14 protein-coding genes, 2 tRNA genes and 1 pseudogene are annotated in these 16,394 nt (G+C 41.4%); 2 read left to right on the forward strand and 15 right to left on the reverse strand.

Annotated elements, in window-relative coordinates:
* Positions 1–35 precede the first annotated feature (35 nt).
* On the reverse strand, positions 36–2,477 hold the full coding sequence (spoIIE, locus tag B5354_RS00110; protein ID WP_079524803.1) for a stage II sporulation protein E: 2,442 nt from the start codon (positions 2,475–2,477) through the stop codon (positions 36–38).
* A 271-nt stretch (positions 2,478–2,748) separates the two neighbouring features.
* On the opposite strand from spoIIE, the gene B5354_RS00115 reads away from it, so the two are divergent.
* Together B5354_RS00115 and B5354_RS00120 are read left to right on the forward strand one after the other, a co-directional pair.
* A tRNA-Met gene (locus B5354_RS00115) sits at positions 2,749–2,822 on the forward strand.
* A 193-nt stretch (positions 2,823–3,015) separates the two neighbouring features.
* Positions 3,016–3,087, forward strand: a tRNA-Glu gene (locus tag B5354_RS00120).
* Positions 3,088–3,220: 133 nt separating this feature from the next.
* Here the strand turns inward: B5354_RS00120 and B5354_RS00125 are convergent.
* From B5354_RS00125 to B5354_RS00190, 14 genes and pseudogenes are all read right to left on the reverse strand, one after another.
* Positions 3,221–3,791 (reverse strand): annotated as a pseudogene (locus tag B5354_RS00125) (kinase).
* 152 nt (positions 3,792–3,943) lie between these two features.
* Entirely contained in the window at positions 3,944–4,333 is a 390-nt protein-coding gene (locus B5354_RS00130) for a S1 domain-containing RNA-binding protein (RefSeq protein WP_079524805.1), read from the reverse strand.
* Between the two features lie 74 nt (positions 4,334–4,407).
* Positions 4,408–4,785, reverse strand: coding sequence for an FtsB family cell division protein (locus tag B5354_RS00135; protein ID WP_079524807.1), 378 nt, complete (start codon positions 4,783–4,785; stop codon positions 4,408–4,410).
* 16 nt (positions 4,786–4,801) lie between these two features.
* Positions 4,802–5,392: a spore cortex biosynthesis protein YabQ gene (gene yabQ / locus B5354_RS00140; protein ID WP_079524809.1), complete on the reverse strand. Its 591-nt coding sequence runs from the start codon at positions 5,390–5,392 to the stop codon at positions 4,802–4,804.
* On the reverse strand, positions 5,389–5,631 hold the full coding sequence (gene yabP / locus B5354_RS00145; protein WP_420810420.1) for a sporulation protein YabP: 243 nt from the start codon (positions 5,629–5,631) through the stop codon (positions 5,389–5,391). Before yabP ends, yabQ begins: the two co-directional genes overlap by 4 nt.
* 201 nt (positions 5,632–5,832) lie before the next feature.
* The gene (locus tag B5354_RS00150) at positions 5,833–6,093 is read right to left on the reverse strand and encodes an RNA-binding S4 domain-containing protein (RefSeq protein WP_079524811.1); all 261 of its coding nucleotides are present in this window, start codon (positions 6,091–6,093) and stop codon (positions 5,833–5,835) included.
* A 3-nt stretch (positions 6,094–6,096) separates the two neighbouring features.
* Positions 6,097–7,554 carry a bifunctional methyltransferase/pyrophosphohydrolase YabN gene (gene yabN, locus B5354_RS00155; RefSeq protein WP_079524812.1) on the reverse strand — a complete coding sequence of 486 codons (1,458 nt, stop codon included), beginning with the start codon at positions 7,552–7,554 and terminating at the stop codon, positions 6,097–6,099.
* Positions 7,555–9,144 carry a putative polysaccharide biosynthesis protein gene (locus B5354_RS00160; RefSeq protein WP_079524813.1) on the reverse strand — a complete coding sequence of 530 codons (1,590 nt, stop codon included), beginning with the start codon at positions 9,142–9,144 and terminating at the stop codon, positions 7,555–7,557.
* Between the two features lie 202 nt (positions 9,145–9,346).
* Positions 9,347–9,883 carry a stage V sporulation protein T gene (gene spoVT / locus B5354_RS00165; protein ID WP_079524814.1) on the reverse strand — a complete coding sequence of 179 codons (537 nt, stop codon included), beginning with the start codon at positions 9,881–9,883 and terminating at the stop codon, positions 9,347–9,349.
* Positions 9,884–10,111: 228 nt separating this feature from the next.
* Positions 10,112–13,648 carry a transcription-repair coupling factor gene (gene mfd / locus B5354_RS00170; RefSeq protein WP_079524815.1) on the reverse strand — a complete coding sequence of 1,179 codons (3,537 nt, stop codon included), beginning with the start codon at positions 13,646–13,648 and terminating at the stop codon, positions 10,112–10,114.
* 40 nt (positions 13,649–13,688) lie between these two features.
* The gene (gene fin, locus B5354_RS00175; RefSeq protein WP_079524816.1) at positions 13,689–13,919 is read right to left on the reverse strand and encodes an anti-sigma-F factor Fin; all 231 of its coding nucleotides are present in this window, start codon (positions 13,917–13,919) and stop codon (positions 13,689–13,691) included.
* Positions 13,920–13,998: 79 nt separating this feature from the next.
* Complete coding sequence (gene pth, locus B5354_RS00180) at positions 13,999–14,565, reverse strand: aminoacyl-tRNA hydrolase (protein ID WP_079524817.1); 567 nt, start codon at positions 14,563–14,565, stop codon at positions 13,999–14,001.
* Between the two features lie 132 nt (positions 14,566–14,697).
* Positions 14,698–15,351: a 50S ribosomal protein L25/general stress protein Ctc gene (locus B5354_RS00185; RefSeq protein ID WP_079524818.1), complete on the reverse strand. Its 654-nt coding sequence runs from the start codon at positions 15,349–15,351 to the stop codon at positions 14,698–14,700.
* Between the two features lie 89 nt (positions 15,352–15,440).
* Positions 15,441–16,394, reverse strand: coding sequence for a ribose-phosphate diphosphokinase (locus B5354_RS00190; RefSeq protein ID WP_079524819.1), 954 nt, complete (start codon positions 16,392–16,394; stop codon positions 15,441–15,443).

A 16,394-nucleotide genomic window follows, 5' to 3' on the forward strand; every position in this document is an offset into this window, starting at 1 on the left:
ATTTTGACCGAAAAAGAAGGTAAATATACTTAAAGCTATGCCCGTTTTTTATCAAAAGGGATAGCGGACCATTCAGGAACATAATGATCGATTCGTGCTACGAGTACTGTCATGTCATCATCAATAGCTCCCGCTTGTGTGCGAATCACCTCTTCTAGTAATAAGTCAGCAACTTCCTGAGGATCCGTTCGGTCGATTTCTCTAATTTTTCGCTTCAACCAAATCTCCACATTCTCAAGGTGTTTCGGACCTTCCAGGATGCCGTCACTTACCATAATTAATAAATCACCTGCTTTAAGCTGCTCACTTGTTGTATCAACATCGACGTCTTCAATAATTCCCATTGGGAGATTGCCAGACTCTACGGCAAAGATTTGCCTGCCCCGTTTAATAAAACTTGGAGTACTCCCTATTTTTATAAATTTAGAACTAGCTTGATGAAGATCAATGACAGCTAAATCTAGTGTCGAAAATATTTCATCACTAGTTCTGAGGGCTAGAATCGAATTAATCGACTTAATAGCCACCGACTCCTTAATTCCTGATTGTAGAATTTGTTTTAACAAACGAAGCGTCTCCATGCTCTCCTGATGAGCCCGTTCTCCATTCCCCATGCCATCACTTATGGCAAGCGCATATTTGCCTCTCCCTAATTCCATCATCGAGTAACTGTCACCGGAGATAAATCCTCCGCCTTTGGCTGCGTGAGCCACGCCTGACTCAATCGTATAATGCTTCGCCGAACCAAAAGTAAGCAGACAGCGGCCGTGTGGATATGGTGAAATATCCTCCATGGTAACCACAATGGTCTCTTCAAGGATGTCTGATAGAACAGGGGCAATCAGCTTAGACCCCTCCCCTCGGTAGTTATCAATTTCAATTATTAATTCCAAATCAATATTTCCTGCATCTAATGTATATATTTCAAGTTTTGCTATTTCAAAACCCATTCGCTCAAGAGCTCCGTGAATAATTTGTTCTTTTTGCTCATGATGCTCCCTTTCCTTAACGATTTCTTTAGCAAAACTGTTCATCACTTCAGAAACACCATGAAGCTGGTCCGCTACAAATCTGCGACTCTCTAGCACCTGCTGTTTCAACTGTTTATTTGCATGATAAAACGATAGCTCATGTTTCATCGTATCGATCAGCTTTTGCGATTTTACACAGTATTGGTCTACATTTTTACGCATTACCCTTCCTGGATCTTCTTTCTCGTCGAGCTCCATCATTAAATCCGTCATTAAATGATGAGTCTCATCAAACTGATTCACCCAGCACCTCTCTTTTTTAAAACATGACTGACACGTCTTCTCAGTCACATCACTGAGAAAATAATCAATTTCCTTATTCTGACTAACCTCCTCTTTCGAGCCATCTAAATGAGTAAAGCTCTTGGATAGTGCTTCAAATACATCTGAAAATTTTCCAACTCGAACAGCTGTCACATCCCGAACCTTCTGCAGGTATTTCTGCTGCTCTTGACTGTGCTCCTCTGTCCCCGGTACATACCGAGAAAGCCGCTTCACCCATTGTTTAGGTGTCATAATAAATAATGCAATAGCACATACCGATGCCCACATCGATGAAGATAGACTTCCTCCCATATAAAAACTCATTAACACCGTACTCACGAGCAATCCCGCACTAACCCCCAGTTTATTTCCTTCTTTCAAAAGTCCCCCTAACAAACCAGAAAAAGCGAGCAAACTCATTTGATATAAATTATCGACAGCTGCCAGGCTCAAGACAAGCCCCGTTACGACACCTACTGTTGACCCAATTGCCGCACCAGCGATGTAAGCCAGCAAAATAACTAAATAGCGGGAAAACACATCCACTGTGGCTACACCTTGAATTTCAAATCCAATCATACCTGTTAATACAGAAGCTAATAAGATAATGAGACATACGATTTCCTCATTTTTTAAAGTTGGATGATAACGTCTTGGTGATAATAGCGGAAGACTCTGCATAAAGATAAGAACAAGTGTGAAACTTAGTATTCCTTCAGCTGCTATGAGGAAAATCTCATATAAATGCCAGCGTTCCAAGAAAGCCAGGCTTGTTGTTCTTGGGATTATACTAGCGAGCATAGCCATAAAGGGAAGTAGCTGCTGCGGTTGATTCATACGATTTAAAATTAAACTGAGTAATAAAAAGGTAGCTGATGCTCCGAGAATGAATCCAGCATGCCCTAGACTGTATGTAGATGCCCCAGCCGCCATCATTACTGTAGCCGGAATCACAAAAGGGCGTTTCAACCACCAGATCACCGCAAGAAAAGCAACCCCAAACGGTGCCATGGAGGATAAAATAATGGCCCGTCCAAGTAGGAAGCTGAGCACTAAATGAAACACACCTTTATTAGCTAAAAAGCTAACAATTGAAAAAGAAACACGTTCAATCCCCTTATTTAAAGTAGATTCTTTCCAAACTGCCTCACGCCCAGCACGTTTCATTACCGTCCCCAACATAAAATACACCACTCCTTCTTTAGTTATGTTTCATTTAATCACAGGGTAGACAAGCTTTTTGTCAAAACAACAGGAGAGTCGTAACAAAAACTTCGATGCTTTTCATGTACTCTGACGTGAATTCTACAAAAAAACACCAGAGGGTTCTCCTTCTGTTCTAAAATTCCCTACTATTCTCTATCGAAATTAACAGACTACTCTTACAATTTTATTTTTTATTGACATAATTTTTAGGATGGTGTACTATAACTTTTGTGTCTTTGGAACATATGGCGGTGTAGCTCAGCTGGCTAGAGCGTACGGTTCATACCCGTGAGGTCGGGGGTTCGATCCCCTCCGCCGCTACTATTTAGTGCTGAATGGCTTTGTCCAGGTGCGGCACGCATAAGACAGGCGCTGCAATGTTCCCGCTTTTTGGAACATGGAAGGGACTGACTTATGTCGCGAGCACCTAAGCCATGAGGCCGGATTATATATAGTAGTGCTGAATGGCTTTGTCCAGATGCGACACGCATAAGCCTTATCCATACATAATTAAGGCCCGTTGGTCAAGTGGTTAAGACACCGCCCTTTCACGGCGGTATCACGGGTTCGAATCCCGTACGGGTCATCAGCAGGAAAACCGTCATTCATATTTTGAATGGCGGTTTTTTGATGACTTTATTAGGATTCACTATGTTTAATTTGGATTTTGTTGTTATTGACTCGGTATCCTGCAGCTACCTACTGGTGAAAATTCTAGATTAGGTGCTTATAACTAAATTGGCTTGTTTTGTTGGAGATTCCGTCTTTAAATAGTAATCTTCAGCTTTCCAATACCTATTTGTGAATTTTTCTAGATCCAGTTGGGCAGATTCTGCTTCCCGGGAAAACCTTATCTCCTTCGGGCAATCTAAGTACACCACATAATCAAAAAAACCTCTCCACTCTTTACGCTGAAAAAACACTCCCTCAATTAGGATTACACCAGACAGTGGAAGATTAATGATCGCTGCAGTATGTGTATCATCCTCCTGTTCATAAAAAGAGAGGATAAGTTGATCCGATCATTTCAGTTTTTCAAACAAATTCACTTTCAACCGTTCGGCATCCCATTGCAAGTGATAATACTCATACCATGGCTCATATCCAGTATCATACTTTTCTTTCGAGCCACTATGTGGTCATCAATATGAGCACAAGAACTGGAATAGCTTTCTCCCTCTGATTCTCAACTAACTTTTTGGCAAAGGTAGTCTTCCCTGAGCGACTTAATCCATCTATCCCTACTATCAAACGCTTGCCTTCTTCAGGAATTATTGTAGGTAAACCCACTTATCACCATCTCCTCAGCATCAACTATGTAAGCATACCTTTATTTCTGAGCTCCATATGTAGAGATATAAAAAACAGACCTGCTGTTAAAGCAGGCCTGTTTTTATATATTCATTCATGCGCATCTTTTACTCATTGTCATAGACAGCAAGCTATCCTCTTTTAGCACCCCGACCTCCACGTTTGGTTTCGGTTTGCTTCTTCAGTGATGCTAGACGATCTTCGCTATCCTTCATAAAGGCACTCATTTTTTGTTCAAATGATTCTGCCGGTTTACGAGGTTTTCTTGGCGCACGACGACCGTAATTTTCTTTTGCTTTTTTGATGGATAAGCCAATCTTTCCATCATCTCCAACATTAATGACTTTCACTTCTACTTGGTCACCCTGGCTTAGGTGTTCATTAATGTCTTTTACATAGTTATCGGCAACTTCACTAATGTGCACAAGACCAGTCTGCCCTTCAGGAAGCTCAACAAAAGCTCCGAAATTAGTGATACCCGTTACCTTACCCTGCAACTTGCTGCCTACTTCAATGGACATAAAAAAAATGCTCCTCCTTAGAATTTCGATAAAAATATCTTCTTAACTATTATATATAAGCATTGAAAAGGGTGTCAATACGAAGGGTCCTCATTTGGCATTTTAAAAATAATCTCGCCTTCCTTGGAGAAGAAATAATCGGACCTTGCAATTTGTAGTACATACTCTTCATTATTAAGAAGCTTTATTTCCTCTTTTAAGTTTTTCTCTTCTTTCTTTAATGTATCCATTTTTGCTTGTAAATCCTCATAATGTTCCTGTTTCTGAGCACGTAGAGTTTGTTGTTGAACATGATAAGTGACCATGGAGCCTGCAACGATCATTACGAATAAGGCAAACAAAACGATTCGGCGGAATAGACGCTTTTTCTTTTTCGTCTGCCGTTCCAAGTAGGCATCGTAGTGCTTCATGTATGTAGAATCTAGGCGGGCTACTGATTGTTTTTTTGCCATGAACGTTAGACCTCCTTTATTTGCGCTTTCGCTCTTTCCATTTATTTATAGTATTCTTTATTTTAACCCAAAACCCTGCTGTTTTGTTTAAATTTTTTTTCAGGTTTTTCGGGAGGAGCTTCCAAATCGTTCGAAAAATCAACAGGAATGGATATAAAACGACAAGAAACAATAAATGTATTCCCTTATAAAATACTTTATAAACGAATAATAGTAAAGTAGTTATCAGCATAAATATTGTTCGAATCGGCCAAATAATAATGGCATTAAAAAGCCGAGCGAAGAAGGTCATTAATCGAGTCACGAAGCGTATCATATATTCCAACAACTTTTTATATCGGGTTTGAAATAATGCACGATAAGCAGAATATCCACATATTACGGCTATAAATACATATAAACGTAATTCACCATAGTTTACCAGGAATAAAAGAAAAAAAAGAAGAGCAGCCTGAGCAATCCAGAAGGCGAGCTGCCAGAAAAGCTCAAGCCAGCTCCTTTTATTTCGTTTAGAAAAGAGTCGCTCAAAGGTATCAACTGCTGCCCCTACATAAATGCCCCCTGCTACCATGACCACCATCGTCATAAATTGTGTGGTGAGTGTCATTTGAAAAGCTTGCTAAATAATCCTTTAGCTTTCTCCCCTTGGTTCTCGTCCAAATACGTCATCTCATCAACGCGTCCTTTAATAGATACTTCACCTTCTTCTAAGTCCAGGTTTTTCATTTGTAGATTATGACCTCGAATGACTAGGTACCCCATACTTGTCTGGAGCAGAAACTCCTCACTGTCAAAGCTGTCCACTTCTCTGACACCAGAGATTTCAAGGTTTCTTCTATTCCACATTTTCACATTATGATCCACCTGGTGTGCCCGTGCATTTAAATTTTTATCGTAGCCTTCCATTTATCCCAGCCTCCTTCTTCTCTAGTACAAGCTATGTAAAAGGAGGACCATTTAGAACGTATGGTAAGACATTGAAAATAATTCGATACATCGCGTTATATCATGAAAAAGCCCACTGCTGGTACTGCAGTGGGCTAAGAATTATTTGTTAACAGGTTCCTCTTTCTTGATATCATATAAGGTCGCCGCTTCATCTTTCTTCACGTTTTCTCTTAAAGATTTCACTTCAATTGTCAGCACCTTTTGACCAAATTGAATCGTCAATTCATCTCCTACCGATACATCTGAAGATGCCTTGCTTTTTGACCCATTAATACTAATTCTCCCTTGATCAGCGACTTCCTTAGCTAAGGTTCTTCGTTTAATCAGCCTTGAGATTTTCAAAAACTTATCTAATCGCATGAGTTATTCTTCTCCTTTGTGTTTTAGTTTAGCTGCTACCCACAACTCTTCGAGCTCATCGAGTGAATAGTCTTCAATAGTGCGTTCCGCATTTGATGCACTTGTTTCCATCGCCGAAAACCTTGTTCTAAACTTATGATTTGTACGCTGTAGAGCTGTTTCTCCGTTAATGTTATAATGGCGCGCTAAATTAGTAATCGCAAACAACCAATCTCCAAACTCTTTCTCCATTTCATCCGGATCATTCATTTCCTTTGCTTCGAGAAATTCTGCCCATTCTTCTTTTACTTTATCCTCGACAAGTTCCACTTTGTCCCAGTCAAACCCTACCTTAGCGGCCTTTTTTTGTACTTCTTCGGCCTGCAGAAGGGCCGGAAAGCTTGTCGGAACAGAATCTAATAAGGACCCGGTAGACCCGGTCTTTTCCTGTTTTTTTATTTGATCCCAGTTCGTGACCACTTCATCGGCATCATTTACCTGCACATCACCAAATACATGAGGGTGTCTGCGGATCATTTTTTCAGTTATGGAGGCGATGACGTCATCAATCGTGAAAAATCCTTCATCCTCCCCAATTTGACTGTGAAGCATAACTTGTAAGAGGACATCGCCTAACTCTTCAGCCATATTCTGATCATCAAGCCGATTTACTGCATCAATAAACTCATAGGCTTCTTCAATTAAATAGCGACGCAATGATTCGTGGGTTTGCTTTTGGTCCCATGGGCATCCTCCTGGCCCTCGCAGTGTACGAATCACCTCTCTCAGCCGGAAAAACTTATGATTCAAGTTCGTTTTTTGCACCGGAGGGATATAAACGCTCGTTAAGTTATTTACCGCCACAAACCTGTCTAACTCCTGCAGTGCAACCTCAGTAATTTCCTCTTCGCTGCTCCGGGCCGCAGTGATAACGGTCACAGGATACTCTGGCGGAAGGTCTTCCATTAATGTCAACTTAACTTCAGATGCAATCATTTGATCGTACACCTGACAGAGAACGATATGATTTTGAAGCTGTAATTGACTTCGATCAAGGGCCGTCGCATCTAAAAATTGAAACCCTTCAATTGGATCTACTTTCAATGCAGAAAATACATCATCCAAGTAACTTTGTCCGCCTTGAATCGCTACATCTACTCGTTGATCTTCCAGTAATAATTGAACTGTACGCTCCGCAAGCATCGGATGCCCCGGCACAACATAGATAATATCTTTTTCCTGCGCGGCGTCCGCTAATTTGTCCGCGATTTCTTCATAAACGGCTGTGAATTGATCATACTGTTCATACACATCATCGAAGCCTGTGAAATTCACCCCTTCGTTCTCCAGATTTCTTATCACCGGGTGATCGAGGGTTCGACTATAAACAGGTTCATTTGTATGGATAAGCTGACGGTAAACGCCAAGCGGCAGCTGCTCCAAATCACCAGCGCCCAGACCTAAAATCTTCACAGTTTTCATCTACTTCAACCCCTTTGGCAAAAATCGCACAAGTGAACTTCCATATGGTAAAGCTTCTAACTCTCTCCTGTGTAAAGCACCTAATCTTATTAACAATATGAGATACGTAGTGGCACCAACAGTAGTAAGACTTAGCGTATAAACCAGTAATAAAAACCGGTTTCCTATCCCTGCTCCTAACAAGGATTGGACCCCAATCAGCACCATTAGTACAACAATCATCCCGGCTAGGGCGCAAGCTATGGACAGCCATGGGAGCCTCCGCCATTTTCTAAATGAAAAATAACGGCTTAGGAAAAGGCACTGACAAACTACTACGAAGGCAGTGCTGCAAACCGAAGCTATTGCCGCTCCATTTAATAAAAGATAGGGAACAAGAAGGATGTTCAACCCCCATTTCACAAAAACAGCAAAGATCACGATGACAGCTGTATGGGTAACAAAGCCGAGTCCTTGCAAAATGGAAGAAAAGGTCACGGCCAATGAACTAAATATAATGACAAGCATAAGGACCCTGAGTACTTGCGTTCCTTTTTCATCTTGAAAGAACAACTCATTTATAAAGGGAAATAATGTGATTAGCCCTGCTGAAGCTCCAGTTGCTAAGATTAGGCTAAACTTTACCGAACCAAAGATGTACCCCTCTACTTGCTTCGGATGGGCCTTAATTTTCTTTTTTGTAATAGAAGGGATTAGAGCTAAAGCGAGAGATGACGCTAAGACTGTTCCTAATTGAATAAGCGGCTGACCGCGATCAAATACTCCCTTTAGCACCTTTGCTTCCACAGGTGCTGCCCCAGCTTCTACCAGGTGAGGCACAAGAGTTAAAGCATCAGTCATTTGAATAAGTAACAGCAGCATATAATTAAGACAAATAAATATCCCATAAAAAACGATTGTTTTTAGAAAGGAAGGCGATGCGTAATCAACAGGCTCTTTCGTCCAAGGCGGGTTCTTTCTAATAATTATAAGAAATATAACGATAGAGGCTGCGAGGCCCCCAAGCGATGCGATAGAAGCACCGATCCCAATTTGATAGATCCGCCCTTCCGATACGACGAATATCACAGCCGCTATAATAAGAAGAACCCGTATCAATTGTTCGGCAACTTGTGATATCGCCGTAGGATACATATTTCCCTGACCTTGATACACCCCTCTAAATAATGAGGGGATCGGCAGCAAAAGAAATACCGTAAATGCAGCCTGCAAAGATCGAGTTAAACGCTCATCCCCCATTATGGCAGCCAATTCATCTGACTGAGTGTAACCGATCATAAAGATCAGTCCACAAATTCCAAACAACCATAACAAAGCAGGGAGATAAAAAGTGGACAATGATAATACCTGACCCCGCTCCCTTACTTCTGCCACTAACTTTGAAATAGCCGCCGGAAAACCGTATAACGAAAGCACGATAGCTATTCCTAAAATCGGATAGATTTGCTGGTAAACATAAAAGCCAAAATCCCCTGCGATGTTTTGCAAAGGAATACGATATCCTGCACTTAACACTTTACCAATCAACCCTGATAAAGTAAGCAGGAAAGCACCTTTAAACAAAAGATGCGATGAGTTTGAATGATTCATGCAGAGCCCTTCCCATATCAATACAATTGCACCTATTATAGCACAAAAATGCCAGGTCCTATGAGTGACCTGGCTTGTTCCTTTTTAGTTCTAGTATGTGATGTATTACTTAGTAGCCCTATGGGGTGGCTGGTGGCATCTGCCCTGCAACGTGACTCGTTTTTTGTCTAAGTGGGTGCCGCCACCTTCCCATGATTATTTGTTAATCCATTTGTCTGGCTAAAAAGCTTGCTGCCGTTTGGACAGCCTTTTCGGAACCTTCATCAATAGGAGTGCCTTCTTTATTAAAGACAACGACACATCCAATTGGATCGCCTTGCGCAATAATGGGATGAATAATATAAGAAATAACGTCCTCTTCTAAATCACGGACAAATTCTACCGGATTCGGATGTTTTTCAAACGCAGAAGTACGTCCTTCCATTACCTGTTCTATACGGCTGCCTATTTGACGGCCCATATAGGATTTCTTCGATTCTCCGGCAACTGCAATAAACTCATCACGGTCACAAATCAAAACAGGCGCCTCTAACGATTCATGCAGTGCGTCTGCATACTCTCGCGCGAAGTCTCCCAGTTCACTTATTGGAGAATATTTCTTTAAGATAACTTCTCCTTCTCGATCTACAAATATTTCTAAAGGGTCACCTTCCCTAATTCGAAGCGTGCGGCGGATTTCCTTTGGGATCACCACACGTCCTAAGTCATCAATTCGGCGTACTATTCCTGTTGCTTTCATTCTATAAGCTGCCTCCCTCTCTGTAGTTTACCCTCGCGCAAATATACATGCGGAATAAACAGGTGATAAGGATAGTATGATACTCCAGAAAAAACCTATTCATCCCAAGAATGGATTTTTTTCAAAAACATAATGAGAATGTGGTGATGTATCCTATATTCACTCATTAAAGACAGAGAATAGATCTCAAATTTCCCTTTTAAGCCATTGACGGCTCCCTTTTCCTTACTATGCGCTAGTAGCTGCCTCTGACAACTGCGGCAGACGTTGGATGAATTCCTCCACCAATTCGTATCTTCTTGGCTTCGTATTTCTTTCCCACATAAGCGTAATTTTCAGCTGTTGGCCCTCTGTACCAAGCTGAATCATTCGTCCATATTGATTAGCTAAATCAAATAGCTTCGAGCCGTCAATTTGCTGACTTTGGTTAGGCTCCATAAGCATCTCAATCTTTTTCTTTCCTTCAGAAATCGATTCGATTCGGGCCTTTTTGGCATACAAACGAATTGAGGTCACCTTAATCAAATTCTCAACTTCTTCCGGGTAATCGCCAAAGCGGTCAATCAATTCATCTTTTAAATCGCTAATGTCATCTTCTGATTCAATTGCCTGGAATTGCTTGTACATATCAATTTTTTGTTTCTCATCTGCAATATAATCCGCCGGTAAGTACGCATCGATAGTAAGATCGAGTTCGGTTTGAAATGGTTGGACGGCTTCCGGCTCGACTCCTTGACGTTTAGCTTCAATCGCATCCTTTAGCATTTGCGAATACATGTCAAAACCGACAGAGTCAATAAACCCATGCTGCTGAGCACCTAGTAAATTTCCTGCCCCTCGAATGGATAAATCCCGCATGGCGATTTTAAACCCTGAGCCAAGCTCCGTAAACTCCTTAATCGCTTGAAGCCGTTTCTCAGCCACTTCTGTCAGCACCTTATCTTTTTGGTAGGTAAAGTAGGCGTAAGCCACTCGATTAGAACGCCCTACACGGCCTCTTAATTGATAAAGCTGGCTTAAACCCATACGGTCTGCATCATAAACAATTAACGTGTTTACATTTGGGATGTCGACACCTGTTTCAATGATCGTGGTACTGACCAAAACATCAAATTCTCCTTCAAGGAATGAGAACATAACATTTTCAAGTTCCGTTTCGTTCATTTGCCCGTGCGCAAAAGCAACCCTTGCTTCTGGGACGAGCGCAGAAATTTCCTGTGCCATTCGCTCAATGTTCTCCACACGATTAAATAAGAAGAATACCTGTCCGCCCCTCGCCATTTCTCTTTCAATCGACTCTCTCATAAATACCGGATTGTATTCCAATACATAAGTCTGAATCGGAAAGCGATTTTCAGGAGGCGTCTCAATGACTGATAAATCCCGAACTCCAAGCATAGACATATGCAGCGTTCGCGGAATTGGTGTGGCTGTTAATGTCAGCACATCAACATTCGATTTTAATTGCTTAATTTTTTCTTTATGTTTCACACCAAAACGCTGCTCCTCGTCTACAATTAGCAGTCCTAAGTCCTTAAATTTAATGTCTTTTGATAAAATTCTATGAGTTCCAACGACAATATCATCAAGACCTTTTCTCAAACGTTCCGTCGTTTCACTCTGCTGCTTCTTTGTTCGGAAGCGGCTGAGCAAGCCAATGTTTATCCCAAAATCCTGGAACCGCTCCTGTAAGGTTTCATAATGCTGCTGGGCTAGAATAGTAGTCGGAACTAGCAATGCTACCTGCTTCCCGTTTTCAATCGCTTTAAAGGCAGCCCGGATCGCAACCTCCGTTTTTCCATAACCAACATCCCCACAGAGCAATCGGTCCATCGGGCGAATGCGTTGCATATCTTCTTTAATCTCATCAATACAGCGAAACTGATCTTCTGTTTCTTCATACGGAAATGCGGCTTCAAAATCACGCTGCATTTCCCCATCTTCCCCGAAAGCATGACCTTTTGAGGCCTCTCGTTCTGCATATAGCTGGATAAGATCATCTGCAATATCTTCTACGGAAGATTGAACACGGCTCTTCACCTTTTTCCATTCACTGCCGCCTAGCTTATATACTTTAGGTTCTTTCCCCTCAGAACCGACATATTTTTGAATTAAATCAATTTGGTCGATCGGAACAAACAGCTTATCATTCCCCGAATATTTTACCATCAGGAAGTCCTTATGATTCCCGCCCATTTTCAAGGTCTCAATCCCTATATACTTCCCAATCCCATGGTTAGCGTGAACTACATAATCTCCGACTTTGAGTTCCTGATAATTTTTAATTCGTTCGGCATTTGATAATTTTTGTTTGCGCTTAGGCTTAGCCTTTCGCTTCTTAAATAGTTCACTCTCGGTTAAGACAGCTACTTTGTGCAATGGCCACTCAAAACCGCTGCTAAGATTCCCTTCGACAATCGTTGGCAGTGTCAAAGGTAAACGAACCGGTTCTTTAGCAACAATAGACTCCATATCATAATCATCTAACACATCATGAATCTTTTGGGCACGCTTCTCATCAGGGGCCATAATCACAACAGAGTAATCTTGCTTCATCCAGCGATCCATTTCATTCTTCAGCAAATTCATCTGACCATGGAATTGCTGCATCTGACGACTGGAGATATTAATGACATTTTGCGGATGGGTGTTAGGGATATGTCGCATGAATACGGACATGTACAATCTTGACTGTTTCATATTCTCCCATGTATCATGCCAGTCGTAGGAAATGCGAAGGTCCCTTACAATTTGATTAACCTCAAGCAGACTCTGATGCCATTCTGCTTCTTCTTGATCTAAACGGCCTGCCGTTTCCTGAATGCGGCTCATTTCATCTAACACAATTAACCCGTGACTTGGAAGGTAATCTAGCAAACTTAGTCCCTGATCATAAAAGAAACCAATATATTTATACATATCTTGAAAACGCTCTTGATGTCGGAGCTTTTCTATATCAGGTTCTACATAAGTATTGAGCGTTTCTTTCGCTTCATTTTTTGAAAGCTTCTGCAAAGAGTGACTAAGGGATTCTTCTAGTCGTTGTGAAGCCCTGGCATAATCCTCTTCTGTTAAAAGAAGCTCAGTGGCAGGTCCAACATGAACATGATCAAACTTATCATGAGAGCGCTGCGTTTCCGAATCGAATGTGCGAATTGAATCCACTTCCGTATCAAACAGTTCAATACGGTAAGGAAACTCTGCTGTTAGTGGGTACACATCGAGAATTCCGCCACGAAGAGAAAATTCCCCTGGGGTTGCCACCATATCCGTCCGCTCATAACCCATGCTGACAAATCGCTTCAAGTATTCTTCTAGATTAATCTCTTCCCCAACACGAAAAGGGAGCTGGTTACGCTCCCAGTATTCCTTTGGCGGCATGATCCTTTTTAATGCAGCCACAGGAGCTATTAAAATTCCTGAGTCCTGGTTAAGCCACCTGCTCAACGCTTCTATCCGCTGACTTCGCAACTCTGGACTGGCCGTAGCAATTTCAGATGCAATAAGCTCATTAACTGGAAAAAGATGCACCTGATCACTATTAGAAAGCTCTAACATATCCTCATACATTTGCTGCGCCTGAATCAACTGATGTGTCACGATAAGAACAGGTCGGTGTAGTGACTCATGTAATAATGAAATCATCATACTTCTGGCGGCCCCAGACAAACCTGCAATCATTTGCTCATTCATCCCGGATTCAAAACCCTCTACCACCGAGCGAATATCATCCTGAGGCCGTAAGTAATCTTTAATTCCCTGCATAACAAACTCCTCCACAATCACCATAGAGGGTGACCACGATTTAATGAATAAAGTAATCTTGCTCATGATAATGAGGATGTTGATCAAGGGTACGTTCACACGAATGGCAAATCGTTCTAATATTCATATCACCATTGCTGCTATACGTGATCATTTCCCTGTGATCGTCCTCATTCAAACACTCTAAGCCAAGCTCGGAAACTTCGACTCGTTCACGGTCTAATTTTCCGACTTGGCGGTTACAATGTCGGCATATATAATTGATATTCATAAATACAAACCTCCGATTCAGAAGTATTTGTATTTATTGTTACCGCTTGAGTCTTTGCTTATACGAACACCATTTTAATTTATGATTTCACATTAAAGATATTCATGACTTCGGCGAATGGCTGTTCAAACCATGCTTCACAAGCTTTGACGGATTGGTTTATTGCCTCTTGCACGTGCTCTTGCTGGCCTTTATCAAATGTACCCAATACATAATCCACCACGCTCATCGGTACAGAAGGCCTTCCGACGCCTACCCGTAGGCGTTTAAACCCTTTCGTACCCAGCTGATCTATGATGCTTCGTATTCCATTATGACCACCATGTCCGCCTTTCTGCCGAAGACGCATTCTCCCTGGCGGTAAATCCAGATCATCATAAATGACGAGTATGTCGTCCTCTTCGATCTCGTAATAGTCCATGAACAAGCGAAGAGAATCACCCGATAAGTTCATGTACGTCTGAGGCTTTAGCAAAAGAATCTTCTCACCATTGGAATGCTCAATGGTAAACAGTCCTTTGAACTTTTTTTGTTCCAGTGTCCAATCATTTCGTTTTGCTAATTCATCAACAATCATAAATCCAATATTATGGCGAGTTTTTTCATATTTCCTTCCAGGATTCCCTAAACCTACAATACACTTCATTGCAAAACTTCCTTTTCTCCTTTTTCCTATTCGTTATTATATCAAAGTCATCGTAAAAAATATGTCAAAAAACTGAAGGCATTATAAAAAAGGAGCGCACCTGATGGCTACGCCCCTTTAAGCAACTCATTCTTATTCTTTACTTTCGTCGTCCTCTGACTCATCCGCATCGCCTTTTTGGTTGATAACTTCAGGTTCTTCATCTGCGTTATCTGTATCAGGCTCTTCCGGCATTTCTTCAGGTGGAGTAACAGAAATGATCGTTGTATTTTCATCTTCTGTAATTTCATAGTTACGAGATTCTTTCAAATCACTAACCATCACGCTGTCACCGATGTTTAACTCGGAAACGTTTATGACAATCTCTTCAGGGATATCACCTGGTTTTGCGCGGACTGCCAACTCATATAACGGCTGTTGTAGAACGCCGCCTTCTTTCGAACCTGCCGATTCACCTTCAAGGTGAATCGGTACTTCAACGTCCATTTCTTCAGACATATTCACAATATAGAAGTCTGCATGAATCAATTCATCCTTAAGTGGATCGATTTGATATTCATGAAGCATTACGTTTACTGTGTTGCCACCGTCAATATCTAATGAAATGATAGCGTTTTTTCCTTCATCACGGACGGTTTTAAGTAATTCGATACTGTTAACAGCCACAGTAACCGGCTCTTTATCTTTACCATAAACGACACTTGGAACATCGCCCTGATAGCGCAGTTCACGAGTTGCCGAGTGTTTTAAATCTTTCCTTTGATTTGCTTTAAGTGTTATAGCCAAAATAATCTACCTCCATTGAATTTACCATTCATTTAAGATGGATTCCCTTATTGGTCTTTAGTTAAACATTTTATAGCAAAAAAAATGAATTAATCAAACAAAATACTTACGGATTGACGTTCATGAACACGGATGATGGCTTCACTGATTAAAGGAGCCACTGATAATTGAGTGATTTTCTCGCTTGCCTTATCTTCTCCAAGCGGGATCGTATTCGTGACAACCAGCTCCTTAATAGTTGAATTGTCAATACGGTCAATAGCCGGTCCTGAGAGTACTGGATGAGTACAGCAAGCATAGACATCCTTCGCTCCGTTTTCAACTAATGCGTTAGCAGCAAGCGTAATGGTACCAGCCGTATCAATGATGTCGTCAATCATAATTGCTGTTTTTCCTTCGATGTTTCCAACAATATTCATAACTTCGGCTACATTTGGCCGTGGACGGCGTTTATCAATAATGGCAATCGGGGCCTTAAGGCGGTCAGCCATCTTACGCGCTCGCGTTACTCCCCCATGATCCGGAGATACGATGACTACATCTTCAAAATTCTTTTCTTCGAAGTAATCGGAAAGAATCGGTACACCTACAAGATGATCAATTGGCATATCGAAGAAACCTTGAATTTGAGGGGCATGCAAATCCAGCATAATGACCCTAGAAGCCCCTGCTGTCTCAAGTAAATTAGCAACTAGCTTCGCTGTAATTGGTTCACGTGCGCGAGCTTTACGGTCTTGTCTAGCATAACCATAGTATGGCATAACTATATTAATTGTACGTGCAGAAGCACGCTTTAAAGCATCAATCATAATCAGCAATTCCATGATATGCTGATTAACAGGTGCACACGTGGACTGAACTACATATACATCGCAGCCACGAATACTTTCATCGATGTTGATTTGAATCTCCCCGTCACTAAACCTCGTAACCGTACACTTCCCAAGATCTGTCCCAATATTCTCAGCGATTTCTTCTGCTAGTTCAGGATTAGAATTCAGAGAGAATACCTTTAATTTTGAATCCTTGTACCCAGTTGCCAT

Origin of the sequence: Halobacillus hunanensis (assembly GCF_900166655.1) — a bacterium.
GTDB classification, from domain to species: domain Bacteria; phylum Bacillota; class Bacilli; order Bacillales; family Halobacillaceae; genus Halobacillus_A; species Halobacillus_A hunanensis.